The 26,141-nt window shown below is 64.9% G+C and carries 16 protein-coding genes; 12 read left to right on the forward strand and 4 right to left on the reverse strand.

The genetic code is table 11. The features are described 5' to 3' along the window. Positions 1-209 precede the first annotated feature (209 nt). The 4 genes from AC1AYD_RS04335 (at position 210) to AC1AYD_RS04350 (ending at position 6,870) form a co-directional block, all read left to right on the forward strand. Entirely contained in the window at positions 210-1,463 is a 1,254-nt protein-coding gene (locus tag AC1AYD_RS04335; protein WP_476502215.1) for a VanZ family protein, read from the forward strand. Between the two features lie 436 nt (positions 1,464-1,899). After that, complete coding sequence (locus tag AC1AYD_RS04340; protein ID WP_476502216.1) at positions 1,900-3,369, forward strand: ATP-binding protein; 1,470 nt, start codon at positions 1,900-1,902, stop codon at positions 3,367-3,369. Positions 3,370-3,388: 19 nt separating this feature from the next. Beyond that, on the forward strand, positions 3,389-4,081 hold the full coding sequence (locus AC1AYD_RS04345; RefSeq protein ID WP_476502217.1) for an endonuclease III domain-containing protein: 693 nt from the start codon (positions 3,389-3,391) through the stop codon (positions 4,079-4,081). A gap of 611 nt (positions 4,082-4,692) precedes the next feature. Then, positions 4,693-6,870, forward strand: coding sequence for a rhamnogalacturonan lyase family protein (locus AC1AYD_RS04350; protein WP_476502218.1), 2,178 nt, complete (start codon positions 4,693-4,695; stop codon positions 6,868-6,870). Between the two features lie 355 nt (positions 6,871-7,225). On the opposite strand, the gene AC1AYD_RS04355 is transcribed toward AC1AYD_RS04350, so the two are convergent. Together AC1AYD_RS04355 and AC1AYD_RS04360 are read right to left on the reverse strand one after the other, a co-directional pair. Continuing rightward, positions 7,226-8,266 carry a LacI family DNA-binding transcriptional regulator gene (locus AC1AYD_RS04355; protein WP_476544727.1) on the reverse strand — a complete coding sequence of 347 codons (1,041 nt, stop codon included), beginning with the start codon at positions 8,264-8,266 and terminating at the stop codon, positions 7,226-7,228. Between the two features lie 297 nt (positions 8,267-8,563). Beyond that, on the reverse strand, positions 8,564-10,162 hold the full coding sequence (locus AC1AYD_RS04360; RefSeq protein WP_476544728.1) for a glycoside-pentoside-hexuronide (GPH):cation symporter: 1,599 nt from the start codon (positions 10,160-10,162) through the stop codon (positions 8,564-8,566). A 398-nt stretch (positions 10,163-10,560) separates the two neighbouring features. Here AC1AYD_RS04360 and lacZ point away from each other — a divergent pair, with 398 nt between their 5' ends. Then, the gene (lacZ, locus tag AC1AYD_RS04365; protein ID WP_476544729.1) at positions 10,561-13,812 is read left to right on the forward strand and encodes a beta-galactosidase, LacZ type; all 3,252 of its coding nucleotides are present in this window, start codon (positions 10,561-10,563) and stop codon (positions 13,810-13,812) included. Positions 13,813-14,009: 197 nt separating this feature from the next. After that, a complete protein-coding gene (locus AC1AYD_RS04370; RefSeq protein ID WP_476502221.1) occupies positions 14,010-17,684 on the forward strand; it encodes an FN3 associated domain-containing protein in 3,675 nt (1,224 codons plus the stop codon). A gap of 429 nt (positions 17,685-18,113) precedes the next feature. On the opposite strand, the gene gdhA is transcribed toward AC1AYD_RS04370, so the two are convergent. Beyond that, a complete protein-coding gene (gene gdhA, locus AC1AYD_RS04375; protein ID WP_476544730.1) occupies positions 18,114-19,460 on the reverse strand; it encodes an NADP-specific glutamate dehydrogenase in 1,347 nt (448 codons plus the stop codon). A 109-nt stretch (positions 19,461-19,569) separates the two neighbouring features. Next, the gene (locus AC1AYD_RS04380) at positions 19,570-20,334 is read right to left on the reverse strand and encodes a FadR/GntR family transcriptional regulator (RefSeq protein ID WP_476544731.1); all 765 of its coding nucleotides are present in this window, start codon (positions 20,332-20,334) and stop codon (positions 19,570-19,572) included. Positions 20,335-20,495: 161 nt separating this feature from the next. Here AC1AYD_RS04380 and AC1AYD_RS04385 point away from each other — a divergent pair, with 161 nt between their 5' ends. The 6 genes from AC1AYD_RS04385 (at position 20,496) to AC1AYD_RS04410 (ending at position 26,071) form a co-directional block, all read left to right on the forward strand. Beyond that, positions 20,496-21,023 carry a gluconokinase gene (locus AC1AYD_RS04385; RefSeq protein WP_476544732.1) on the forward strand — a complete coding sequence of 176 codons (528 nt, stop codon included), beginning with the start codon at positions 20,496-20,498 and terminating at the stop codon, positions 21,021-21,023. Positions 21,024-21,192: 169 nt separating this feature from the next. After that, the gene (locus AC1AYD_RS04390) at positions 21,193-22,521 is read left to right on the forward strand and encodes a GntP family permease (RefSeq protein ID WP_476544733.1); all 1,329 of its coding nucleotides are present in this window, start codon (positions 21,193-21,195) and stop codon (positions 22,519-22,521) included. 184 nt (positions 22,522-22,705) lie between these two features. Next, on the forward strand, positions 22,706-23,581 hold the full coding sequence (gene gnd, locus AC1AYD_RS04395) for a phosphogluconate dehydrogenase (NAD(+)-dependent, decarboxylating) (RefSeq protein WP_034525618.1): 876 nt from the start codon (positions 22,706-22,708) through the stop codon (positions 23,579-23,581). 750 nt (positions 23,582-24,331) lie between these two features. Beyond that, entirely contained in the window at positions 24,332-25,054 is a 723-nt protein-coding gene (locus AC1AYD_RS04400; RefSeq protein WP_476544734.1) for a hypothetical protein, read from the forward strand. A 53-nt stretch (positions 25,055-25,107) separates the two neighbouring features. Next, positions 25,108-25,434 (forward strand): helix-turn-helix transcriptional regulator, encoded by a 327-nt coding sequence (locus AC1AYD_RS04405; RefSeq protein ID WP_476544735.1) that lies wholly within the window; start codon positions 25,108-25,110, stop codon positions 25,432-25,434. Positions 25,435-25,729: 295 nt separating this feature from the next. After that, the gene (locus AC1AYD_RS04410; RefSeq protein WP_476544736.1) at positions 25,730-26,071 is read left to right on the forward strand and encodes a hypothetical protein; all 342 of its coding nucleotides are present in this window, start codon (positions 25,730-25,732) and stop codon (positions 26,069-26,071) included. Positions 26,072-26,141: the final 70 nt, after the last annotated feature.

The raw sequence follows: 26,141 nt of genomic DNA on the forward strand, positions 1-26,141 counted from the left end.
GCGGTACCCCCTCAGTCCGGCAAGCCGGACAGCTCCCCCCTGAAGGGGGAGCAAGGTGATGGAATGCGCTGGGTGCGCATGCGATTTCCCTTGCTCCCCCTTTCAGGGGGAGCTGTCGGCGAAGCCGACTGAGGGGGTGCCGTAGGCCTACAGCCTCCTTCCATCATTCTTTCAGCCGCCTTCGGGCGGCGTTTGTATAGTGGGGCTCGATGCTTGGGTATTTGGGTTATTTCTCCACGTCGTTCGCAATCGCGCTGCTACTGTGGCCGCTGGTAGCGGCGGTGCTCACGTTGCCGATTCTTGCCGGCCTCTACCACCGCTATCATCGCCTGCGCGCGTTGTCGGTCGGCGCATCGTATCTGAGCGTCCTGTACTTCACCGGACTCATCGCGTTCACGCTCTACCCGATGCCCGACGATCCGGACGCGTTCTGCGCGACCCACGTGGGCGACTACGCGCCGCAGCTCAATCCACTGCGCTTCATCGAAGATCTCCAATACGGCGGACTGTACGGGCTGCTCCAACTCGTCATGAACGTCGTGTTCTTCGTGCCCCTCGGATTCGTGTTCGCCCGCTGGCTGCGCTGGCGCTGGTGGGCGGTGGTCGGCGGCGGATTCGCCGCATCGCTGTTCATCGAATCATCGCAACTCACCGGATTCTGGGGCCTCTACCCGTGCGCCTACCGCCAGTTCGACGTCAACGATCTGATGACGAACACGCTCGGCGCGATCGTCGGCCTCGGCATCGCGAAACTGTTCGGCGTCTGGGCGCCGGCCGCCGCGCTACCGGGCCGCGACGAGGTGAACGCGCGGCCGGGCGCGCTGCACCGCGCCGTCGCGTACATCATCGACATGATGCTCGTCGCCGCCGCCTACTTCCCGATCACGATGGCCGTCGTCCTGCTGTTCCACGCACTCGCCACGCCGCTCGCGAACGGTGATTTCGCGCTGCTCGGCGGACGCGTCACGGTGGGCGTCGGCTGGATGAACGCGATCGCGCCGACCGCGGCGGCGCTCGCGTTCCTCGTGTTCGAACTGCTCGTGCCGCTCACGCACCGTGGGCAGACGCTCGGCGGCATGTTCACGCACATGACCGTCGAGACGGTCGCGCGGCACGGGGGCCGTCGCGCCGCGTTCTACGCCGTGCGCACGGCCGTGCTCGGCGCGCTGACGGTCGCCGCGATCACGGGGTTCGTGGCGGCGGGGTCGGCGGATGCGGGCACCGGTTCGGATTCTGGGGCTGGTGCGGCTGGTGTGGCTGGTTCCGGGGCGTCCTCTGCTGTCTCGTCCGCGGTGTCCGCCGCGACCGACGGGCCGCTGCGCATCGCCGTGATCGGCTTCATCGCGCTGTTCGCGTTCGCCGTAATCGCCCGCCGCATGCCTTGGGATTTCATCCCGGGCGAGCGAGCTGTCCATGTGGACGGCGGGTCCGTTTCACCGATTTCTCCGGCATCTCATTGCTGACCGTCGGTTCTGTGCCATTTGCGTCGGTTCCTTGCCAAGCTTGGCGTGCAAACGACGCTGGTGAGCTCCTTGGCGTCGCTGCTGTGCCATGGTTGGCACGCATGCGCCGCTGGGGCGCCGCTTACCGTCGGTTCCGTGCCATGGTTGGCATGGCGACGACGGCGATGGCAGGCCACCTCCGCAACATGGCGGCTACTTCGCGACCAGAGCGGCGGCGGCGCGCTTGGCGAAGCGGATGCTGGGCTTTTCGACCGCGTAGTAGAACGCGATGGCTAACGCCAGCAATCCGGCCGGAATGTCGGGCTGTATGGGCCGCTTTCCACCCGATGCAGGGCAAGACAATGGACAATGGTTTTGGCCGGCGGGCGGTCTCGTTCAAGGGTGTTGTGATTACCTTAATCACAATTAAGGTAATCACAACACCCTTAGAAGTGTTATGGTGGGAACTGCAATCGAATCATCGAAGGAAACGGAGACTGACATGTTCGTGGCGCGAGAGCATGAGCTGGAGGTGCTGGAACGTCTGTATGACAGCGATTCGTTCGAGATGGTAGTGCTGTATGGTCGCCGTCGCGTCGGGAAGACCGCGCTGATCGATGAATTCGTCAAAGACAAGCGAGTGCTGTATTTCACTGCGATACAGCAGAGCGCCAAGATGAATCTCGATGATTTCTCCCGCGTGGTGATGGAGTTCTTCGGTATGCCTTCCTCTACGCCGTCATTCGGCGGATGGCGTGAGGCGCTGTCATACGTCTCCGAGCAGGCGGGGAAGACCGGCGAACGTATCGTGTTCGTGTTTGACGAGTTTCCGTATGCCGCCGCGTCCGAGCCCGCGTTGCCGTCCATCATGCAGATCGCGATCGATCACGGTTTTCTGAAGACCAATGTGACGATGATTCTGTCCGGCAGCAATGAAGGATTTATGGAAAATAACGTGCTGGGACGTAAGAGTCCGCTGTATGGGCGTCGAACCGCGCAGATTCGCCTGTTGCCCTTCGACTACGCCGACGCGGCGCGATTCCTCCCGGATACGCCCGCGCAGGAGCGGATTCGCTATTACGCGGCATTCGGGGGGACCCCCTACTATCTCGCGCGGATACGTGAACAGGACGGTTTCGAGTCCAATGTGCTGCGTCTGATGTTCGATGGCCTCGGCGTGCTGCGTGAGGAGCCGATGATGCTTCTGCGTCAGGAGCTGCGCGAGCCGGCGGCCTATTACTCGATTCTGCTGGCCATTGCAGGCGGCAACGCGACTCCGAAGCTCATCGCCGAACATGCCGGAGTCGACGCCGATTCGATCGGCGCCTACCTGAAGACGCTGGTGGGATTGCGTCTGATCGAACGCAAGGTGCCGTTCGGCGACGATCCGGCCAAATCGAGAAAAGGCATGTATATCGTCGCCGACCCGTTCTTCGCATACTGGTTCCGATTCGTCGGTCGCAATATGAGCATTCTGGAAAGCAACATCGGCGAAGCCGTGGCGAGAAAACTTGCGTTCGGCCCGGCGTTCGATACGTATGTGGGGCAGCAGTTCGAGACGGTGTGCGGGCAGTGGCTGATCCGACGCAACGCCGCTGGAGAGCTGCCCTTCATCGCCACGCAGTTCGGCAAATGGTGGGGCAACGATCCCATAGCGCGCGAGCAGACGGACATCGACGTCATCGCCGCCGACCCCATAGGGAAGTTGATTCTGCTCGGTGAATGCAAGTGGCGCAACGCATTCAACGAGTCCGAAGCCATCGAACGGCTTCGACGTCGATCCGCTCTGGTGAAGGGGTACAAGACCGAGGAGGCGTGGTTGACGTTGTTCACGAAGACCCCCGTCTCCGATGCCACACGAGCCCGTTTCGCCGGCGACGGTCACATGTCGTTCGTCACTGCGGATGATCTATATGCGGAGCAGTGACATCATGGAATCGGTCGGAATGAACGATGCCGGAACGCCGGATGCCGGCTTCATCGAACGGCTGTATGCGGTGATGGAGCGGGAGATCGGGCCTACGGACTGGTGGCCTGCGGAGACGCTGTTCGAGATCATGGTGGGCGCGGTGCTCACGCAGAACACCGCATGGGGCAACGTCGACCGCTCGCTGACCGCGCTGAAGGCGGCCGGCATGCTGAGCCCACACGCCATCGCGGCGACGGAGCCGGCTTCGGAATCCGGGACGGGGGCGAACGTGCCAATGCTGGAGGATCTGATTCGTCCGTCCGGGTTCTACCGGAACAAAGCGCGTGCGCTGCGCTCGCTGAGCCGCTGGTACATCGACCGCTGCGGTGCCGATCCGTCCGGCGCGGCCGACGTGCCGGACGGCGAGTTGCGCGCCGAACTGCTGTCGCTGTTCGGCATCGGGGGCGAGACCGCCGACGACCTGATGCTCTACGTGTTCTCCCGTCGCTCGTTCGTCGCCGACACCTACGCCCGCCGCCTGTTCGCATTCCTCGGTTTCACGGTGCCCGCCGGCTACCCGGCGTTCCACAAGGCGTTCGCGCCGTCCGTGCTCGCCTCCGGCCTCGACGTCGCGCAGCTTCAGGAGTTCCACGGCCTGATCGACGAGTTCGGCAAGGCCTACCGCGACGAGCAAGCCAAAGCCACGTCGTTCCTCGCCGGTTGGTGGTGATGCGCCACGTATAGTGCCCCTCGGCGCGTGATTGGTCTGAATGTGCGTCGAGGGGCAAGAAATGTTGTCCCTCAGTGAGGATTACGGGAGATTATGCGTCGAGGGGCGAGATCCGCTGCCACCATCAGCGATGGTGCTCAGCGGATCGTTGGAAAATGGCGGTTTCTGGCGGTGTGATTGCGTGGGATGACAGATGATGTCGCCCCTCGACGTGAATCGGGCTTGTTTCTCCGCCGAGGGGCGAGGATTCTTGCCCCTCGGTGTGATTTGCAGGTGATTCCGTGTCGAGGGACAAACATCGGAGACCCGTCCCAGGTTGTGGACTTCTCATCCGACTTCTCATCCGACCTCTGGGCGGTGCCCGATGCGGACAACAAAGGGAAACCGTTTGCGGGGAACGGGCGGGGCGTTGTTAGGGTGTGCGCAACGGGCGGGCCGTGTGGATGCGGCCCGCAATCCACGGCCAGATCTATGAGGTGACTATGACAGTCAAAGGCAGCAGACAAGACGTCGTCGGAAACGGTGCGTTCTATCATGATGACTCGGGAAGCGATATCCGCCGGCATGGTATGTTCCGCCACGGTGTGTTCCATTACGGTGTGCCCCTCGGCATGTGTCGCCGTGGTGCAGTCCGCGAGAACATCATCCGTCGCGGCGCCGTCGCGCTGACGACGGCGCTGACGGCCGCGTCGATGGCGGTCGGTCTGGGAGTCGCGGTGCCGGCCAGCGCCGCTCCCGCATCATCCCCGGCATCATCCGTATCCCCGTCCTCCCCATCATCCGCGACCTCGCCGGGAATGGAGAACCTGGGCCGCGGGCTCGTCGTGGTACGCACGTCGTCGACATCCGCGTTCCTCACGTGGCGGTATCTCGCCGCCGATCCGCAAGACATCGCGTTCAACGTCTACCGCGACGGCGTGAAGCTGAACGACGCGCCGGTGACGGGCGGGACGAACTACACGGACGACGGCTCCGACGCGTCCGTCGCGCACGTCTACGCGATCACGCCGGTGCTGGACGGCCGCGAACTCGCGTCGCAGTACGGGCGCGACACCGGACGCGCGGCAGGACGCCGGTTCACGCTCGCCGCGCACACGGCGGCGGAGCCGGCGGTGCGCGTGCATCTCGGCGGCGACGGCACCGACCCGATCAAATACGTGTGGCCCGCGGATCTGGACGGTGATGGCGAATACGACTACATCCTCGACCGGCAGCCGGCGCATACGAGCAGCGACGAGTCCGACAGTGAGAAGATCGAGGCGTACCGGTCGGACGGCACGTTCCTGTGGCGCATCGACATGGGACCGATGTCCACCATCGCGATGCGCGGCGGCAAGGTACGCGAGACCCCCGGCTCCACCGTCATCGACACCGGTTCCATCGACGGCGTGACCGCCTACGACTTCGACGGCGACGGCAAGGCCGAGGTGGCGTTGCGCATCGCCGACGGCGTGCGCTACCCGGACGGCGAGGGCGGTGTGACCGAATACGCGAGGTACGGCGACCTGCGGCCCTATGACCTGTCCCAGCCGCAGGTCGAGGTGCGCAAGGTACGCGGCCAGTCGCTCGCCGTGTTTGACGGCATGACCGGCACGCTCAAGGCGGACATCGCCGTGCCGGACCTCCACAAGGAGGATGGTCCGCTGGTCGCGCGCCTCGCCGTCGGTCACGTGGCCGCGGACGGGCACGCGAGCATCATTGCGACGTACAAGAACCGTCCGCTGCAGGGGAACTTCAATCTGATGGAGGCCGCCTACGATTATCAGGGTGATTCCGGTTCCAGTGATTCTGGCATTGCCACGCTCACCGAACGATGGGTGTGGGACCGCGCTTCGACGCCGGCCAGCGACGGGCACCAGACGCGCGTCATCGACGTGGACGGCGACGGCCGCGACGAGGTGTGCGAGATCGGCTTCTGCCTGACCCCCGACGGCGAACTGCGGCAGAACTTCTCGGTCAGCGACAACATCCGACACGGCGACCGCTGGTACATCACCGACATGGACCCCTCGCGCCCCGGACTGGAAGGCTACGGCATCCAGCAGGCGACCGACGACGGCATGCGCGAATACGTGTACGATCCCGCGTACACGGACGCGTCCGGCAGCGGCGCGCCCACCGCCGCCGACGCCGCCTGCTCGACGCTCGCTGACCCCTCGCACTCCGCCAGGTGCGCGATCATGTGGCGCACGCCGGACCCGTGGACCGGCAAGCCGCAGGACGAGGGTCATGGCGTCGCCGCCGACGTGGACCCGACCAATCCCGGTTTCGAGGTGTGGGGCTTTTCCGGCATCCGCAGCGCCGCCACCGGCGCGATGCTCGCCCCGCCGGTGGATGGCGAACAGCCGATTTACCCTGAGCGGACACTGTATTGGGACGGCGACCTCGGCAAGGAGATTCTGAACCGCTACATCCTGTCCGACTATCGCGCGGACGCGAAGCGCACGTCGCGCATCGCCGTGTTCAACAAGTTCAACACGGAGAACGGCGTGAAGACGGGCGTGACCGGCGCGGTGCGCAAGGACGAAAACCCGCTGTTCTACGGCGATATGCTCGGCGACTGGCGCGAGGAGGCCGTCTACCAGACCGCGGACAGCCGCGAGCTCGTGATCTTCACGACGAACGTGCCCACCGACTACCGGGTGCGCTCGCTTGCCCAGAACCGCGCCTACCGCAACAGCATGACGATGAAGGGCTATATCCAGGACCACGAGCTCGACTACTACCTCGGCTTCGACAGCGCCGTGGATGGGTACGGCGAGCCGGTCATGCCGAAGGCGTCGGAGTGAGGACGAGGTGAGACGGAGGCGAGGGGCCGGCTGGGCGGTCCCATCCTCGGCCCCCTCTGACGGGCTGAGCCGTGAAGCGGAGAGCCCGGTGGGCTCTCCGTAGGCGAAGGCGAGCGACAGCGAGCTGATGCGAGGCCAGCCGAAGGCTGTCCGTAATTGCGGTCGGGCTCCCGGCGAAGCCGGGTGGGGGAGAGATAGCGGCCGCAGGCCGCGGGAAATGGAATCGGCCTCCAGCCGATGCGATGTTCCCGCGGCCTGCGGCCGCTCATCATTCTCTCCCTCCGTCATCGCTTCGCGATGACACCTCCCTCGTCAGAGGGAGGCGAGATGGGGTTCCCTCGAGGGGCGACTCCCCCTACTTCCCCGCTGGGGTGAAGCTGCTGCGGACTACCAGTTTGGTGGAGAGGAAGGTGTGGCGTTTGACGTCGCCGCCGTAGCTGATCGATTCGGTGAGTTGCATGAGGGCCGTGTTCGCCATGGCCTTCAGATTGATGGCGTAGGTGGTCAGCGGCGGCGACGTGTAGCGGGCGATCGACTGGTCGTTGATCGAGATGAGCTCCACGTCGCGCGGCACGACGATGCCGGCCTGCGTGAACTCCTGCAGCACGCCCACGGTGATCGGGTCGGCGCTCACGATGAAGCAGTCGGGCAGGTTCGCGTGCAGTCCGCCCTCCTTGGCGGACATCTCCTCGACGACCTGCCGCGCGAGTTCGCGTCCGGTGACCGGACTGGTCCGGTCGCCCACGAACATCAGTCCCTCCGTGTCGAGCCCGAGGCGTTCGCACCAGTTGCGGTAGGCCATCGAACGCGTGTCCTCCGGGTACTCGTAGGAACCCATGATGTAGCCGGATCCGCCGATGAATCCGATGCGCGTCATGCCGCGTCCACGCGCTTCGGTGATCGCGTCGAGCACGGTCTGCGCGAGATCGGGCTGCACCGAGTCGAACAGGTCCGGCGCGGGGTTTACGTCGACGAAGACGCCGTGCGGCAGGGTGTCGTGCAGACGCTCGAGGCTGTCGCGGGAGTGGAGTTCCGGGCCGATCGAGATGAATCCGTCGTACTGGTCCGCGCCGGCGATGAGCTGTTCCACGTCGGTGTGGAAGGTGAGCGTGACGTGGCGTTGTGCGGCGGTGGCAAGCAACGTGTCGCGCAGTTCGGCGAAGTAGGCGTTCTGCAGTTCCTCATCGGTGCCGAGCGCGTCGAGCACGGCGATGTCGCGCAGCGCGGGCATGCCGCCGCGGCGCTCCTGCACGTCGTAGCCGAGTCGTTCGCTTGTTTCGAGGATTCTTCGGAGGGTCTCCTCCTTGACGGAGAACGTCGGGTCGCCGTTGAGCAGACGCGAGACCGTCGCCGGCGAGAAGCCGGATTGCCGGGCTATTTCCTTGATCGTGACCATGATGGTTGTTCCGTACGCTCCCTTGCGAAATCACAGGTAAATCCGTTTACTAATCCCATCATAACGCATGCCGGGCGATATGCGAGCCGACGGGATCACCTCCCTCTGACGAGGGAGGTGTCATCGCGAAGCGATGACGGAGGGAGAGAAAAAGAGCGGCCGCAGGCCGCGGGAATGTCGTATCGGCTGGAGGCCGATTCCGTTTCCTCGCGGCCTGCGGCCGCTGTCTCTCCCCCAGTCGGCCTGCGGCCGACAGCCCCCTCGTCAGAGGGGGCCGGAGTCATGGGCATGTGGATTTCACGCGGCCTTGACGGGGGTTTCCTTGCCGAGGAGGACGGACTTGGCGATCGCCTTGCCGTATTCGGGTTCGCCGCCGTCGGCCATGTCGGATTCGATCTTGGCGACGATGCGGGCGTGCGCCTTCTCGCTGATCTTCACGCCGAAGAAGAACGTGAGGAAGCTGATCACGATGAACGCGAGCGGCAGCCAGAACGCGAACCCTTCGAACGTGGTGATGTTGGCGGAGGTCATGTCGGCGGCGGTGGCGGAGCCGATCATGCCGGCGGAGACGGCCACGAATCCGACGAAGCCGTTGGACAGGGCGCCGGCGATCTTGTCGAGCATCGGGCGCACGGAGAGCGTGACGGCCTCGTTGCGGCGGCCGGTCTTGAGCTGGCCGTATTCGACGGAGTCCTCGAGGCACAGGATGGCGGTCATCTGGATGAGTGTCTGCGGCGTGTAGAAGAGGATGAGCGCGATGACGACGACCACGATGTTCGTGGAGGCGGCGATGAACAGCACGTAGGCGACGGCCATCATCGCGAGGCCCGTGAGGAACACGTAGCGGCGCGGGACGCGGCGGGTGACGATCGGGAACAGCGGGGCGAGCAGGATGCCGGCGACGACCGGCACGACGCCGGTGATGAAGAACAGATCGGAACGGTTGACGACGTACTTGAACAGGTACACCATCACGCCGCCGGTGGCCACGTTGGCGAACGCGTAGAACAGGTAGGCGAGGGCGGTCCACAGCAGCTGGTCGTTCTGGCCGAGCGCCTTGAACGCCTGCAGCGGGTTGCCGTTCGCCTCGGCCTTCTTGCGCAGGGCGCTGTCCTTCTCCTTGACGCCGAGGCCGACGGTCCAGCAGGTGATGATGCCGATGAGCGCGCAGATGACGCCGAACGCGGTCCAGCCGCCCTGCGTCTGCGTGGTGTGGTCGGCAGCGAACATCGTGGTGATCGGGATGACGGCGATGGTCAGGCCGTTGTAGCCGAGCGAGCCGAACAGCGTGCCGGCGGCGGTGTAGACGGAGCGTTCGTGCGAGTCGGAGGAGATGGCCGGCACCATGCCCCAATAGGAGATGTCGCGCAGCGAGTAGAACACGTCGAGCACGATGAACACGATGACGAACGTGATGATGAACGCGGTGGTGTTGACGTTCACCAGGCCGAACATGCCGGTGAAGATGATGAGCAGCAGGATGGCGGAGACGGTGCCGCCGATGAACTGCCATGGGCGGAAGCGGCCGATTCGCGTGGTGGTGTTGTCGACGAGGTTGCCGAGCAGCGGGTCGATGAAGATTTCGGCGATGCGGATGATCATCACGAGCGAGGTGATGACGCCGATGAGCTTAGCCGCGAGGGCCTTGTCGATGCCGGCGAACAGCGACGTGGTCGCGTAGACTACGAAGTAGGTGCTCAGCGCGTTGTAGAAGAGCGCTTGGCCGAAGTTGCCGAACGCGTAGGCGGCGAGACGCCCTTTGTGGATCGTCGGCGCGGTGGCCGCGGTGGTCGCGGTGGTCGCGGCGGATTGGTTCGGGTGCGGTGCTGCCGGTCGTTGCGGATCGGATTGCTGGGTTGGTGGCGTATGCGTGGGTTCCGTGGGCGTGGCGGACATCCTGTGCCTTCTTTCGACGGTGAAGCCGCCCGGACGTTGTTGTCCGGACAGGTGCGATTGAGTGTATCGCATTACTTAAAATAAGTAAAATCGTAACTAAATATCGTTATAAAAACGGCTGTCGGTAAGGCGTGTCGCGAGTGTGTTGGTGTGCTGCCGATGTGCTGTTGGAAGGCGGTGTCGGCGGTGCGGTGTGCGGCGTCGTGTGTGATGTTGCGTTGGTGGCAGTGCGGCGATTGAAATGCCCTGCCGTCGGAGTGGGCGCGTGTCGTGGTTGCGTTATCGTATTGGCGACGGTAAATTTAGTAAACGATTTATCCCGGTGGGAAATCACGAAGTCGTGGTGCACAACAATCAAGCATCGGCGCACCATCGGGACCAGCAGAAAGGCAATGATTATGACCAGTCTCACCACAGCCGGATGGACAGGCGGGCAATCATCCGCGCAACCGGTCGCCGCCGACCGCTTCGATCCGGCATGGCTCACCGACCCGCGCACGTTCGCCGTCAACCGCCTCGCCGCCCACTCCAGCCACCGCGCCTACGACCACGTCCCGGCCGCGGGTGAGGCGTCCGACCTCAAGCAGAGCCTCGACGGCACGTGGAAGGTCGAACTCGTGGACCTCGCCGACTACGGCAAGAGCACGCTCGCCGAAGCCGCCTTCGCCCAGCCCGCCTACGACGACTCCGCATTCTCCCCCATCGACGTGCCCTCCGCGCTCGAAGTCAAGGGATTCCTCAAGCACCAGTACGTGAACCAGCAGTACCCGTGGTCCGGCCATGAGGCCCCGGTTGCGCCCGGCATCCCCGAACACAACCACGTCGCCCTGTACCGCCGCGCGTTCGCCACCGCTCCGAAGACCGCCGCCGCGATCCGCGACGGACGCACCGTCACCCTCACCTTCCACGGCGCCGCCACCGCGATCGCCGTGTGGCTCAACGGCACGTTCGTCGGCTACGCCGAGGACTCCTTCACCCCCAGCGAGTTCGACGTCACCGGAATCATCCGCGAAGGCGCGAACACGCTCGCCGTCGCCTGCTTCGAGTTCACGTCCGCGAGCTGGCTGGAAGACCAGGACTTCTGGCGTCTGCACGGCATCTTCCGCAGTGTCTCGCTCGCCTCCCATCCGCGCGTCCACGTCGCGAACCTCACCGTCGACGCCGACTACGACACCGCGACCGGCGACGGCACGCTCGCCGTCGCCGCGACGCTCGCCGGCCTCGACGGCGCCGCCGCAGGCGCGACCGTCGACCTCGCGCTGCGCGACGCCGACGGCACGGTCGTGTGGGGCGAGACCAAGTCCGCCGCCGACGTGACCGCCGCCGCGGCAGGCGGCGACGCGGTCACGTGGCAGGCGAACGTCGGCCGCGTCACGCCGTGGAGCGCCGAGAACCCGGCCCTCTACACGCTGGAACTCGTCGTGACGGACGCCGCCGGCACGCTCGTCGAAGCCGTCCCACAGCGCATCGGCTTCCGCCGTTTCGCCATCGAAGACGGACTGATGAAGCTCAACGGCAAGCGCATCGTGTTCAAGGGCGTCAACCGCCACGAATTCGACGCACGCACCGGACGCACCGTGCCCGAATCGGACATGATCGCCGACATCCGCTTCTTCAAGCGCCACAACATCAACGCCGTGCGCACCTCGCACTACCCGAACGAGAGCCGCTGGTACGAACTGTGCGACGAATACGGCATCTACGTGATCGACGAGACGAACCTCGAGACGCACGGCAGCTGGACCTCCCCCGGCGACGTGCTCACGCCCGACCTGGCCGTGCCCGCGAGCCGCGACGAATGGCGCGAGGCGTGCGTCGACCGCACGCGCAGCATGATGCGCCGCGACTACAACCATCCGAGCGTCGTCATCTGGTCGCTCGGCAACGAGTCGTTCGGCGGCGACGTGTTCCGCTCCATGTACGACTTCGTGCACGCGAACGACCCGCACCGCCCGGTCCACTACGAGGGCGTGTTCTGGCAGCAGGAATTCAACGACGTGTCCGACGTGATGAGCCGCATGTACGCGAAGCCCGCCGAGATCGAGGAACTGTACATGGGCGATGACGCCAAGCCGTACATCTCCTGCGAATACAGCCACTCGATGGGCAACTCCACCGGCGGCCTGCACCTGTACACGGCGCTCGAGAAGTACCCGAAGTACCAGGGTGGATTCATCTGGGACTTCGTCGACCAGGCGCTCGTCCAGCGCCTGCCCGACGGCACCGAGCGTCTCGCCTACGGCGGCGACTTCGACGACCGTCCGAACGACTACGAGTTCAGCGGCGACGGCATCGTGTTCGCCGACCGCACCCCCTCCCCCAAGGCCGCCGAAGTCAAGCAGTGCTACGCGAACGTCAAGCTCGTGCCGGACGCGCACGGCGTGACGATCACGAACGACAACCTGTTCGTCTCCACCGCCGATTACGTGTTCACCGCGCGCGTGCTCGTCGACGGCGTCGAACGCTGGCACGCCGACTACCGCTTCGACGTGCCCGCCGGCGAGACCCGCCGCGAGGCCGTCGGATTCCCGGCGATCACCGATTTGGTGGACGTGGCCGGTGGTGACGGTGCCGCTGCTGGTGGTTGTGGTTGTGGTTGCGGTTGCGCGGCCGGCGGACGCTACGAGGTCACGTATGAGGTCGACCAGCGGCTCGCCGCGCCCACCGACTGGGCGCCGGCCGGCTACGAGCTCACGTTCGGGCAGCACACGGCCGTCGTGTCCGTGGACGGCGCGGGTTCCGGCGACGCGTGCGGCTGCGGCTGCGGCCGCCGCGCCGCGACGCGCGCGACCGTCGCCGCCGACGGCTTCAACGCCGGCATCCACGACGATCGCGACGAAATCATCCTGTCGAAGACGCAGGGCGGCATCGTGTCGTTCCGTCGCGACGGACGCGAGATGGTCATCCGCCGGCCCGCATTGACGACGTTCCGCGCGCTCGTCGACAACGATCGCGGCAACGGCTCCGGATTCGACCGCGCGCAGTGGTTCGCGGCCGGCCGGTACGCGCGTGTGACCGGCACGTCGGTGGAACCGACGGCCGACGGTCACGGCCTGACCGCACGCTACGACTACGAACTCGCCGACGCCGCGCACACGCCGGTCGTCGTGCGCTACGACGTGGACGACCGTCTGCGCGTGCACCTGACGGTCGAATACCCGGGCGAGGCCGGCGCGGCGACGCTGCCCGCGTTCGGACTCGAATGGAAGCTGCCCGCGCAGTACGACCGGCTGAGGTTCTACGGACTCGGACCCGAGGAGACGTACGCCGACCGTCTGCACGGCGCGAAGCTCGGCGTGTACTCGCGCACGGCCGAGGAGGACTTCGCGCCCTACCTCGTGCCGCAGGAGACCGGCAACCACGAGCAGGTGCGCTGGGCGGAGATCACCGACGAGTACGGGCACGGCATGCGCGTTTCGGCGGGCGAGGCCTCGCCGTTCGCGGTGAGCCTGCTGCCGTACAGCTCGCTGATGCTCGAGGAGGCCATGCACCCCGACGAGCTGCCGCCGGTCCGCAACACGTACCTGCGTCTGCTCGCTGCCCAGATGGGCGTCGGCGGCGACGACACCTGGGGAGCCCCGGTCCATCCCGAGTTCCAGATCCCGTCGGACCGCCCGCTCAAGCTCGACGTGACCCTCGAGCTGCTGTAGGCAAGTCTCACCTTGGCCCCCTCGTCAGAGGGGGCCATAATTGCGGACGGCCTGTGGCCGGCCTCATATCTTTGTTGCTGTCGTTTTGCCATGGTTTGCCATGTTCCGCCGGGCCGTCGGCTGGCGGTGTTAGCATGGGCGGGCCTCAATGGTTGCGTTACCATTGACGGTTTGACGATGACAGCGAAGGAGCTCATATGAATCGCAAAGCCATCACCGAGGAGGGCTTGCGCACCGCGAAACGACTGCTGCGCAAGGTGACGACTTCCTGCGTCGCGCTCGTGGCCGCGGTCTCGATGGCCGCCGCCGGCGCGCCCGTTTCACTGGCGGCGCAGAACACCACTGCGGACGGTACCGCCGCGCCCGCCGCGACCACGGCCGCCGCCACTGCGAAGTCCGCGAAGTCCGTGAAAGCCACCACATACGACGGCATCCCGGTCGGCGAGACCTGGTACGACACCGACGGCAACCCCATCCAGGCGCACGGCGGCGGATTCCTGCAGGACGGCGGCAAATACTATTGGGTCGGCGAAGACAAATCGCATAATTCCGCCAACTTCCTTGCCGTCAGCCTCTACGAATCCACCGATCTGCTCAACTGGACCAAGGTCGGTTCGATCCTGACCGAGCACAGCGCCACCACCAAGGCGGCGTCCGGCGGCCTGACCGACATCAAGCTCGAACGCCCCAAGCTGTTGAAAAACGCGGCCGGCAAGTATGTGCTGTACGGCCATTGGGAGGACGCCACCGGATACGCCTCCAGCCAGATCGCCGTCGCCACGGCCGACAAGATCGGAGGCCCGTACACGTTCCAGGGCCACTGGCGCCCGGGCGCCGGCACCGCGGCCAAGTACCGCAACTGGCGTTCCGTCTCCGGCTCCGCCGGCACCATCCAGATCAGCGACGCCGACTACGTGGCCGTCAGGGAAGCGAACCCCGGCAAGACCGTCGACCAGGTCTGGGACCAGCTCAAGGCGCACGCCATCACCGACGACGGCTTCTCCCTCGACTACGACGCCGACGGCAACGCCGTCGAATCGCCGATGTACGGCGTCGGCAAATACGGTTACGGCTCCCGCGACATGACCCTCTTCCAGGATGGCAAGAAGGCGTACCTCATCGATGCCGAGGATCACATGAGCATGCGCATCCATCAGCTCTCCGACGACCTCACCGACGTGGCGTTCACCGACGCGACCGACACCAAGGAGACGATGAGCTACCGCATGTTCCAAGGTGCGCGGCTCGAAGCGCCCGCCATCACCAACATCAACGGCACCTACTACCTCATCATTTCCACCCAGTCCGGTTGGTACCCTAACCAGGCCCGCTACTACACGAGCACCGACATCACCGATCCGAACGCGTGGAGCGAACAGCACCTCATCGGCAACAGCTCCACCTTCTACAGCCAGCCCACCAGCATCATGGCCGTCACTGAGAACGGCAAGACCAGCTACATCTACCTGGGTGATCGCTGGAATTCCAAGAAGCTCGGATCTTCCACCTACATCTGGTTGCCGTTGAGTCTGTCCAAGGACGGTGCGCTGTCGATGCAGTACGCGCCCGGCTGGCGATTGGACAAGACCACCGGCAGCATCGAACTGCCGAACATCGACCTCGTCTCCCAGAACCGGCCCGTGTACGCCGACGCCGGCGTGCCCCAGGCCGGCGCATCCACCGCCGAAGCCGCCGCCGCAGGCAAGGCCAATGACGGCAAGTACGAGATGACCGGCTTCTGGGACAAGGGCGTCGAATTCTACGCGCAGGACAAGGTCCCGTACACGTGGACCGTCGACCTCGGCGAAGTCAAGGACCTCTCCCGCATCGACACCACGTTCGCCACCGCCAACGGATCGGAATCGCGCTATGGCTACATCCTCAAAGGCAGCAACGATTCCATCGCCTCCAAGGCGGACGCCGACGACGCGAACTGGACCACGCTGTTCGACAACACCGCCAACACCCAGGTCGCCTTCACCAGCGACAAGGTGAGCGGCAGGTACCGGTACGTACAGATCGAAGTGACCAGCGTCGTCAACGACCACAACGGCAACTCGACCGCCAACTGGGAGAACGGGCTCATCGAAGTGCAGGTGTACGCCAACCGCCTCGGCAAAGCCATCACCGCACTGCCCGAAGCGTCACTCGCCTCCGGCGTCTACACCACGCAGGACGTGACCCTTGCGGCCGCGGAGGGCAGCGCCATCTACTACACGCTGGACGGCAGTGAACCCACCGAGAAGACCGGCACCAAGTACACCGGTCCCATCGCGCTCGCCAAGGGCAAGTACACGCTGAAGGCGATCGCCGTCGCACCCGGCAAGGCGGCCAGCGGCGTCATCACGCGTACGTACACGATTCACAGCGCCGACGACCCGAAGACGCTCCTCTCCACCGACCTGTCCGGCGCGATGGTCGCCGGAACGGACATGGCCTCGGCGTTGCCGAAGACCCTTGCGTTCGAATCCGTGGGTGGCAGGACGGTCAACGCGGCCGTCGACTGGAAGATCCCGAGCGCGGAGGATACGGCGAACGCCCCCAAGGCGTTCGACTCCCTCGACGTGCAGGGCACGGTGGACGGCTACGACGGTACCGTGACCTACCACCTCGAGGTCGTACCGGACGATCTGGTCTACTACATCGACTCCGGCATGGCAGGCAAGGATTCCGCCGCCTACGACGCGGTGAAGGGTTCCGTGCCCACGCTGCGCAACGACGCCGCGGACCGGCAGTATGCCGCCGGTTCCGGTGAAGGTTCGTGGGGCGCCAACATCGGCGACGTGTCCGTCTACTCCGTCGGCTCCGAGACCGACAAGTACAACACCGTGCTCGGCGGCGAGAAGGGCGGCTCCAAGAAGGATATCGTCTACACGTTGCCCGTCAAGGCCGGCACCTACCGGTTCTCCGTCGGATTCAAGGAGCTGTGGACCGGTCCACGCTCGATGAAGCTCACACTGAACTACACCGCCGCGGACGGCAAGAACACGACCGTGGCGCTCAACGGCGGCGACGCGCTGCACGTGGGCAAGGGCTACGACACCAAGCTCGCCTACACGAGCGACGCCTACGCCGTCGGCGACGGCACCGTGACGCTCACCGCCTCCTACGGCGGTGATGGCGATGCGGCCATGGTCTCCTGGCTGGCGGTCGCAGGCCTCGAATCCACGCAGGAGCAGGCGCCCCGCGCCGAGCTGCGCGCCGCCATCGACCACTACAAGAACACGGTCCAAGGCCAGTACACGGCCGGTACGTGGGCCGCGTTCGAGTCCGCTCTGAAGGCCGCTCGCGAGGTCGCCGCCAAGTCCGATGCCTCCGCCGCCGATATCCGGTCCGCCACGGACGCGTTGGACACCGCCGCCGGCGCGTTGCGCGTCGCCGCCGACGTCACGGCGCTGCGGGCGAAAATCGACGAGATCAACGGCGAAATCAAGGCTGGTACGCTGGTCGAATCCGACTACACGAAGACGAGCTGGGCCGCGCTTGCCGAGGCGTTGGAGAAGGCGACCGGCGTGGCCGGTGACGCCGAAGCCTCCCAGCAGGACGCCGACGACGCGCTCGCGGCGCTGACCGAGGCACGGGCCGCGCTGGTCAAGGATTCCGGCGATAAGCCGGGGAGCGGGGATGGTTCCGGCGATAAGCCGGGTTCCGGTGATGGAACCGGCAGCCAGCCGGGAACCGGGAGCGGTGACGGCGCGTCCGGTTCGGGTACGCAGGCAGCCGGTTCGGGTGCGTCCGGTTCCGTCAGCGCGCAGTCGTCTGGTCTGTCGCGGACCGGTGCCCCGGTGGCCGCTGTGCTGCTAGGCTCCGTCACCCTGCTCGGTGCCGCCGCCGTGTTGACCGTCCTGCGTCGCGCACGTCGCCGCGACTGACGGAGCAACCGATCGCGGTGTATCCAGTACCGACGGCGTCGTGCCTGGTCGGATTCCGACGGTCTTGGGCTTGACCCCCTCAGTCGGCCTTCGGCCGACAGCTCCCCCTGAAAGGGGGAGCAAGGGGTTCTCGCCGATAAAGTCATGGACCGTTCCGCACTCGTCACGGTTCGCTCCTGATGAGTCACGGTTCGCTCCTTGGTTTGCCACGTTTTTCCGTAGCAAACCAAGGAGGGAACCGTTACGTTGGAGGGCGGAACCGTGCTATTAGCGGAGGGAACCGTCGGCAAAGTCGGAAGGATAATCCACCACTTGGTACCCTCTGACGAGGGGCCGAGACGCGAATGGGGGGGGTCTCCCGCCGGGTTCGGCGGGAGACCCCCCCCATTCACTGCCTGACCCTCGTTCGGCGGGTCAGGTCACAGCCGATCACAGCACGCCCTGGGCGACCATGGCGTTGGCGACCTTGACGAAGCCGGCGGCGTTCGCGCCGAGCATCAGATCGCCTTCGTGACCGTACTCCTTGGCCGCCTTCAGCGACTCGGCGACGATCGACTCCATGATGGACTTGAGCTTCGCGTCCACCTCGTCGAAGGTCCAGCTCAGGCGGTAGCTGTTCTGGCTCATCTCCAGACCGGAGACGGCCACGCCGCCTGCGTTCGCAGCCTTGGCCGGGCCGTACAGCAGGCCGTTCTTCTGGTACACGGCGATGGCCTCCGGCGTGGACGGCATGTTCGCGCCCTCGCACACGACCTTGCAGCCGCCGGCGACCAGCGCCTCGGCCGACTTCTCGTCGATCTCGTTCTGCGTGGCGCACGGCAGCGCGATGTCGCACGGCACGGTCCACACGCCCGAGCAGCCCTCGTGGTATTCGGCGCCCGGCACGCGCTCCGCGTACTCCTTGATGCGGCCGCGCTCGACCTCCTTGATCTGCTTGACGACGTCCACCTTGATGCCTTCCGGATCGTAGACGTAACCATTGGAGTCGGACACGGTGACGACCTTCGCGCCCAGCTGCTCGGCCTTCTCGGTCGCGTAGATCGCGACGTTGCCGGAACCGGAGATCACGACGGTCTTGCCTGCGAACGAATCGCCGCGCAGCACGCGCAGCGCCTCGGCGGTGTAGTAGCAGACGCCGTAGCCGGTGGCCTCGGTGCGGGCGAGCGAGCCGCCGAACTCCAGGCCCTTGCCGGTGAGCACGCCGGAGTACTCGTCGCGGATGCGCTTGTACTGGCCGAACAGGTAGCCGATCTCGCGCGCGCCCACGTTGATGTCGCCGGCCGGCACGTCGGTGAACTGGCCGATGTGGCGGCACAGCTCGGTCATGAACGCCTGGCAGAAGCGCATGACCTCGGCATCGGACTTGCCCTTCGGGTCGAAGTCGGAGCCGCCCTTGCCGCCGCCCATCGGCAGCGTGGTCAGCGAGTTCTTGAGGATCTGCTCGAAGCCGAGGAACTTGATGACGCCCTCGTTCACGGTCGGGTGGAAGCGCAGGCCGCCCTTGTACGGGCCGATCGCGGAGTTGAACTGGACGCGGTAGCCGCGGTTGACCTGCACCTTGCCCTCATCGTCCGTCCAGGCGACGCGGAACTTGACCACGCGCTCCGGCTCGACGAGACGCTCGAGCACGCCTGCCTTCTCGTATTCCGGATGCTTCTCGACGACCGGCTGCAGGCTTTCGAAAACCTCCTGCACGGCCTGCAGGAACTCCGGCTGGTCGCCGTCACGCTTCTCGACCTGCGCATAGACGCGCTTGACGTACTCGTTCGTGAGCATAGTGAAACTCCCCTTTGGGTTGGACCATCAATAGACGTCTCCGATTGTAGGCGTGGAATCGGGAAACGCTCAAGGGGCGGAAGCGATATTCGCCATCAGGTGGACGCGCTCACGTCAGGTCGAGCGCCTCGGCGACCTCGTCGACAATCGCATGCATCGCCTCGCGCGCACGGTCCGGGTCGCCGCGCCACACCGCCTCGGCGACCGCGTCGTGCGCGTCGAGCGCGGCCGGTTTCGGCCGTTGCGGGTACATGTGCAGTTCGACGCGTCCCTTGATCACGATGCCGATGATGTCGGCCATGCCGGCGAATAGTTCGTTGCCGCTGTTGAGCAGCAGCGCCGAGTGGAAGCGCACGTCGAGCTCGTGGAAGTCGGCGAGGTCGCCGGTCTCGCCGGTCCTGCGCAGTTCGCCCGCCATCACGGGGAACATCGCCTTCGCCTCCATCGTCGCGTTGCGTGCGGCTGCGGCCGCCGCCGCCGGTTCGATGGCGAGGCGCAGTTCGGTGAGCGTGCGCAGCTGCTCCTTGCGCCGCGTGGACATGAGCTTCCAGCGGATGACCTGCGTGTTGAGCGCCGCCCATTCCGCGACCGGCCTCGGGACGAGGCCGACGCGGCGGCGTACGGTCACGGCGTTCATCGATTCGAGGTATTTCGCGACTTCGCGCGCGACGGTGCGTGACGTGGAGAAACGGTCCTGGATGGCTTCCAGCGTGAGCGGTTCGCCGGGATTCCAGCGTCCGTCGAGGATGTCGACGGCGAGTTCGTCGGTGATGGCTTGGTGCAGCAGCTCGCTCGGCGTCTCCAGATTCGGTTTCGTCTGCGCCGATGACTTCGGCTGTGATTCTGGCTTCGGTCCGGTGGTGTCGTCGCCCATGATGCCCTCCTTGACTCGTCTCATCATACTAATCCGCGGAAAAATCGAACGATTTTCGGAAAAGTAGTACTTTTGACTTGACAAGTACGATTAAATCATCGTATAGTCATATCAACAAATCAACGAGGTAGTTGACCGACGGAACCAAAGGAGATTCACCAATGAGCATTCATGTCGTCGTGATGGGCGTCGCCGGATGCGGCAAATCCACTGTGGCGGAAGCGATCCGCGACCGACTGGGCTACACCATGGCCGAAGGCGATGACTTCCACCCGCAGGCCAACATCGACAAGATGAGCGCCGGCCACCCGCTGACCGACGAGGACCGCTGGCCCTGGCTGCGCGTCATCAACACGTGGATGGTCGCCCGCGAAGCCCTCGACCAGAACACCGTCGTCTCCAGCTCCGCCCTGAAGCGCACCTACCGCGACCTGCTCAGCGAGAACGTGGACGTGTTCTTCGTGCACCTCGCCGGCTCCGAGGAGCTGATCTACAGCCGCCTGTCCGCCCGCAAGGACCACTTCATGCCGCCGTCGCTGCTCGCCAGCCAGTTCGCCGACCTGCAGCCGCTCGGACCGGACGAGAACGGTGTCGTCGTCCCCGTCGACGGCACCATCGACGAAGTCGTCGAGCAGGCCGTCGCCGCCGTCAAGGCCTACCAGGAAAGCAAGATCCCCGTCGCGGCCTGAGCCGCCGGTCCTCCATAACCCCCTCAGTCGCGCTTCGCGCGCCAGCTCCCCCTGAAGGGGGCGCAGCTCGAATCTTCCTCCCCCTTTCAGGGGGAGATGGCCGGCGAAGCCGGACGGAGGGGGTGCGCCCAGCCCAAGACATCCTTCCAACGACTGTAAGGAACAACCCATGAATCTCATCATCGCGGCCATCGTCGGCATCGCGGCCATCGTGCTGCTCATCGCCGTGGCCAAGGTCCACCCGTTCATCTCGCTCATGGTCGGCTCGTTCGTCATGGCCGTGTGCGCCGGCGTCCCGTTCGACGAATCGTGGAACAGCTTCACGTCCGGCGTCGGCTCGACCGTCTCCAACGTCGGCCTGCTCATCGGCTTCGGCGCGATCGTCGGCACCCTCCTGTTCGCCTCCGGCGGCGCCGACGTGATCGTCGACACGATCATGGAGAAGACGCCGCTGCAGATGCTGCCGTGGGCGATGGCGCTCATCGCGTTCATCGTCGGCATCCCGATGTTCTTCGAGGTCGGAGTCGTCATCCTCATCCCGGTGGTCCTGTTCGCCGCGCGCCGCGCCAAGATGCCCGTCGTGCTCATCGGCATCCCCGCGCTCGCCGGCCTGTCCACGCTGCACGCGTTCGTGCCGCCGCACCCCGGCCCGCTGGTCGCGATCTCCGCGCTCAACGCGAACCTCGGCGTCACCCTCGGTCTCGGCCTGCTCGTCGCCATCCCGACCGTCATCATCTCCGGCCCGCTGATGGGCCGCATCATGGCCAAGTGGGTGCCGATCCAGGCGCCCGAGCAGGCGGCCGAGAAGGAAGCCGTCAAGGACGAGTCCAAGCGCCCCTCCTTCGCCCAGGCGATGACCGTGATTCTTCTGCCCGTCGTGCTCATGCTCGCCGCCTCCGTCGTCGACCTGACCGGTCAGAAGGAAGCCCTGTGGGGTCGCGTGCTCGTCTTCATCGGCACGCCGCTCACCGCCCTGTTCATCACCGCCGTCGTTGCGATGATTCTGCTCGGCTTCATGCAGGGCCGCACCCGCGAGTTCATCAACGGCGAAGTCGGCAAGTCCTTCGCCTCCGTGGCCGGCATCGTGTTCATCGTGGCCGCCGGCGGCGGTTTCAAGCAGACCCTCGTCGACTCCGGCATCGGCGACGTGATCGCCAACGGCATCACCGAATCCGCGATGAACCCGCTCATCGCCGGCTGGCTGGTCGCCGTGCTCATCCGCCTCGCCACCGGTTCCGCGACCGTCGCGACCGTGACCGCATCCGGCATCATGGTGCCGCTCGCGCAGGGCATGAGCCCGACCCACCTGGCGCTGCTCGTGCTCGCCATCGGCGCCGGCTCCGTGTTCTTCTCCCACCTCAACGACGCCGGATTCTGGCTCGTCAAGGAATACTTCGGCATGTCCGTCTCGCAGACGCTGAAGACCTGGTCCCTGATGGAGACCGTGCTCTCCGTCGTCGGCCTCGCCTGCGTCATGCTCCTCTCCCTCGTCTTGTAACACTCCCCCACTTCGGCCCCCTCAGTCGGCCTGCGGCCGCCAGCTCCCCCTAAGGGGGGGCGCAATTCCCCGCACAATCCCCTTCCTCCCCCTTGAGGGGGAGGTGGCCGGCGAAGCCGGACGGAGGGGGTGTCCCACCCAACTGCCCCACCTACCCCACACCGCTGTGAAAGGAAATCTTGCAATGCAGATCGGAATGATCGGACTCGGCCGCATGGGCGGCAACATGGCCAAGCGTCTCGTCGCCGGAGGCCACCAGGTCGTCGGCTACGACATGTCCCCCGAATCGGGCCGCGACGTCGATTCGCTCGAAGCCCTCGTCGCCGCGCTCGACGCCCCGCGCGTCGTGTGGGTCATGGTCCCGGCCGGCAAGCCGACCGACGACACCATCACCCGCCTCGGCGAACTCCTCGAAGCCGGCGACATGATCGTCGACGGCGGCAATACCCGCTACGTGGACGACGCCCGCCACGCCGAGGAGCTCGGCAAGCTCGGCATCCGCTTCATGGACTGTGGCGTCTCCGGCGGCGTGTGGGGCATTGACCGCGGCTACGCGCTCATGGTCGGCGGCTCGAAGGAGGACTTCGAGTTCATGCGCCCGATCTACGAGACCCTGAAGCCGAACGACGACTACGGTCTCGTGCTCGCCGGCCCGGTCGGTGGCGGCCACTTCGCCAAGATGGTGCACAACGGCATCGAATACGGCATGATGCAGGCGTTCGGCGAGGGCTTCGCCACGATGGTCCGCTCCGAGCTTGTCGACGATCCGGCCGCCGTGATGACCTCGTGGAAGTCCGGTTCCGTCGTCGGTTCCTGGCTGCTCGATCTGCTCGCCAACGCGTTCAAGGACGATCCGACGCTCGAATCGATGCCGCCGGTCGCCAACGAGTCCGGCGAGGCGAAGTGGATGATCGAGGCGGCGCTCGAACTCGGCGTGCCCACTCCGGCCACCGCGGCCGCGCTGTACGCCCGCCAGACCTCGCGCGGCGGCGGCGACGACACATTGCGCGTCGTCTCCACGATGCGCGCCCAGTTCGGCGGCCACGTCACCAAGGCCTGACGTTCGGTTCTCTCTCCTTTCCTTCAACCACCTTCAACCAACATGAAGCGCCCGAGACGGTTTTCCCATTTCCGGTGAAAGCCGTTCCGGGCGTTTCGTCGGTGTATGGTGGATGTCATTCAGCGCACCGGCGGCATGGTCACCGGTCTGCCCCAGTGCCGTGCTCCTGCTCGCCGTCGCCGGCATCAGCCTGACGATCTGGCGCAAGCGTCGCGCCCTGATCACGCCTGTCTCGTGCCCCGCGCGGAAGCGGACCGGCGATTTGCGCCCCGCGTGGGAGCGGACTGGTGATTTGCGCCCCCTTTAGGGGGAGCTGTCCGGCGCAGCCGGACTGAGGGGGTATGCGCGCCCGAGCCACCCGCGAACCCCCTCAGTCGGCCTTCGGCCGCCAGCTCCCCCTGAAAGGGGGCGCAAACGACTAAATCACCAGACACACAATTTGGCCTATAACCCGGCGCGCATCAGTAGGGGCGCGGATGCGCGAGTAACGAAAAACCCTTGGAATCGATTTGATTCCAAGGGTTTTGTTCGGCAATCCGATTGTTGCGATGGTGGAGCATACCGGGTTCGAACCGGTGACCCTCTGCTTGCAAAGCAAGACACAAATAAGCCTTGAGCCCTTATAATACGCCATTTTTGGGGTGGCTTATGTACCGTCGTGCGATATACGTGCGATTAGCCGTGAAATTGGTAGTGCGACATGCCGTCAACCCATGCCCGCACATGCCTAAACCTTGGTATGTTGCAGGTATGACGAAACCATTGACGAACTTGGATGCGGCTAGGCGCTTGCATAGCGCAATGGCCGCGCATGGCGTTTCGTCTGTCGGCTCGTTTGATGATTATGTCAATGAACTGTCCGCGCAAGGATGCAACCGGGCTACACGTCGTCACAAGTTCGGCAATATGGGGATACATAGTAGATTTCCCGTGCTGTCCGCCAAGTCGCGGCTAGTTCGGGGCCATGTGGCACACGTTCTACGTGATTGCTTCAAGACCAAGGACTACAGACGGTTGGAAGCGTTGATGCTGGAAGCGATGGACGCTCAAGGCATGGATGCGCGGATTGCGGTAGAGCACGCGCGGCGATTGGTGGGTGTGCTCGAAAAAACGCCGGACGCGCAAGCGCTTGAGACTGTGATGTTCGTGTTGTGTATGGGAGTGGTGAGTCACGCGAACCGTCGCGCCGAAACATCAACCGAGTACATAGTGTTGATAGTCGAACACGGCGATGCCGACTTGCTCCACGCTAGTGCACAACTTGTTGCGGCTTTCGCGCTGTGTCTTCTGTTTCTTGACTGGTTAGGGGACTACCGTCCTGATAGCCCGCCCCCTGATGTCACGCCTGATGTCGCGTCTTTGGTTGCGGCGGCAATACTCACGCCGCGTGCTCCTCAGCTCGTGTCGGTATGGCGGCTTCGCATACGCGAGGGCCGTTTAGACCGGGCTCTATTGCTGGTTGTATTCCGCTAACTGACGCGCGCCCTTGTCTAGGCGGCCCCCTGTACCCGACATAGGGGGACACCATGGAGAACAATACGTATCGGCTGCTTGACCGTACCGAAGCCGCCGATTATCTCGGCATATCTACGACGGCGTTGGATAGGCTGACGCGAAAGGGACATATTGCCTATATCGATGCCCCAAGTAGCGGCGAAGCTGGCCGTCCTACACGTAAATGGACGATAGGCGACCTGAACGAGTTTGTAGACAGTCGTCGTCGCCGTGCCACGCCGCAACCGAGAGAGGTTAAGGCCGCGCCGAAACGACGACGTTCCCGCACTCGTGCTGTTGATTTGCAGAACAGCAGCGCCGCCGACGTTCTCGCCCGTAACAAGGCGGGTGAACGATGACGCGTAAGACTAAGACTGTTAGCCGTACCACGGGTGAACTCAAAACATACATAGTCCGCCGCATACTTGCATATCTTGTTCAATCGTGCAACGCTGTGACGTTCACTCGCGTGGATTACCTCACCCTTGCCCGCCGTTCCGGTCTGCCTTGGATATGGTACGGCTCCGACAATGCGGAAACCATAGTGACGTTACGTGCCGGTCTTGCCCGCCTTGAACGCGCCGGAATGGTGAATGTGAAGGGACTGACCCATAACGATGTGCTGGTGAGGTTGCGACAGTCAAGGGGTGGGCGATGAACGAATTGGACGGCAACGCATGTAAGCGCCTGTATCTCTATATCGTCGAACGGCAAAAGAACAGGTGCGGATATTACGATATGGCCTATTACGATATGGCCCGCCATCTTGGCTTGCCATGGCATACCGGCACGGTTCACGCGCTGCGTCGCGCTTTGGAAAAACTCATGTCGCTTGGCCTTGTGCGTGTGAAGCCGAGCGAACGCCCCAACTCGGTGCGTCTGCTCTTGCGTATGAATCCTAGACGCGCCGCCGAAGAACATGGCCCGTGGTGGCTTGACGACTCGCTGGAGACCTGGGGCGTGTCTGACCCGTGGGCGGTGTTCGCCAATGGGTAACGGGTTGACGAAATGGGCGGGGCGGATATGCGGCCTGTACAGGCTCTCGCCATTGTCTCAATGTGTCTTA

This window comes from Bifidobacterium sp. LH_426 (assembly GCF_056356875.1).

Coding starts and splice junctions, on each gene's coding strand:
- AC1AYD_RS04335 (WP_476502215.1), top strand. CDS start 210: ATGCTTGGGTATTTGGGTTATTTCTCCACGTCGTTCGCAATCGCGCTG.
- lacZ (WP_476544729.1), top strand. CDS start 10,561: ATGACCAGTCTCACCACAGCCGGATGGACAGGCGGGCAATCATCCGCG.
- gdhA (WP_476544730.1), bottom strand. CDS start 19,460: ATGCTCACGAACGAGTACGTCAAGCGCGTCTATGCGCAGGTCGAGAAG.
- AC1AYD_RS04385 (WP_476544732.1), top strand. CDS start 20,496: ATGAGCATTCATGTCGTCGTGATGGGCGTCGCCGGATGCGGCAAATCC.
- AC1AYD_RS04350 (WP_476502218.1), top strand. CDS start 4,693: ATGTGTCGCCGTGGTGCAGTCCGCGAGAACATCATCCGTCGCGGCGCC.
- AC1AYD_RS04340 (WP_476502216.1), top strand. CDS start 1,900: ATGGTGGGAACTGCAATCGAATCATCGAAGGAAACGGAGACTGACATG.
- AC1AYD_RS04390 (WP_476544733.1), top strand. CDS start 21,193: ATGAATCTCATCATCGCGGCCATCGTCGGCATCGCGGCCATCGTGCTG.
- gnd (WP_034525618.1), top strand. CDS start 22,706: ATGCAGATCGGAATGATCGGACTCGGCCGCATGGGCGGCAACATGGCC.
- AC1AYD_RS04360 (WP_476544728.1), bottom strand. CDS start 10,162: ATGTCCGCCACGCCCACGGAACCCACGCATACGCCACCAACCCAGCAA.
- AC1AYD_RS04370 (WP_476502221.1), top strand. CDS start 14,010: ATGAATCGCAAAGCCATCACCGAGGAGGGCTTGCGCACCGCGAAACGA.
- AC1AYD_RS04405 (WP_476544735.1), top strand. CDS start 25,108: ATGGAGAACAATACGTATCGGCTGCTTGACCGTACCGAAGCCGCCGAT.
- AC1AYD_RS04410 (WP_476544736.1), top strand. CDS start 25,730: ATGAACGAATTGGACGGCAACGCATGTAAGCGCCTGTATCTCTATATC.
- AC1AYD_RS04400 (WP_476544734.1), top strand. CDS start 24,332: ATGACGAAACCATTGACGAACTTGGATGCGGCTAGGCGCTTGCATAGC.
- AC1AYD_RS04345 (WP_476502217.1), top strand. CDS start 3,389: ATGAACGATGCCGGAACGCCGGATGCCGGCTTCATCGAACGGCTGTAT.
- AC1AYD_RS04380 (WP_476544731.1), bottom strand. CDS start 20,334: ATGGGCGACGACACCACCGGACCGAAGCCAGAATCACAGCCGAAGTCA.
- AC1AYD_RS04355 (WP_476544727.1), bottom strand. CDS start 8,266: ATGGTCACGATCAAGGAAATAGCCCGGCAATCCGGCTTCTCGCCGGCG.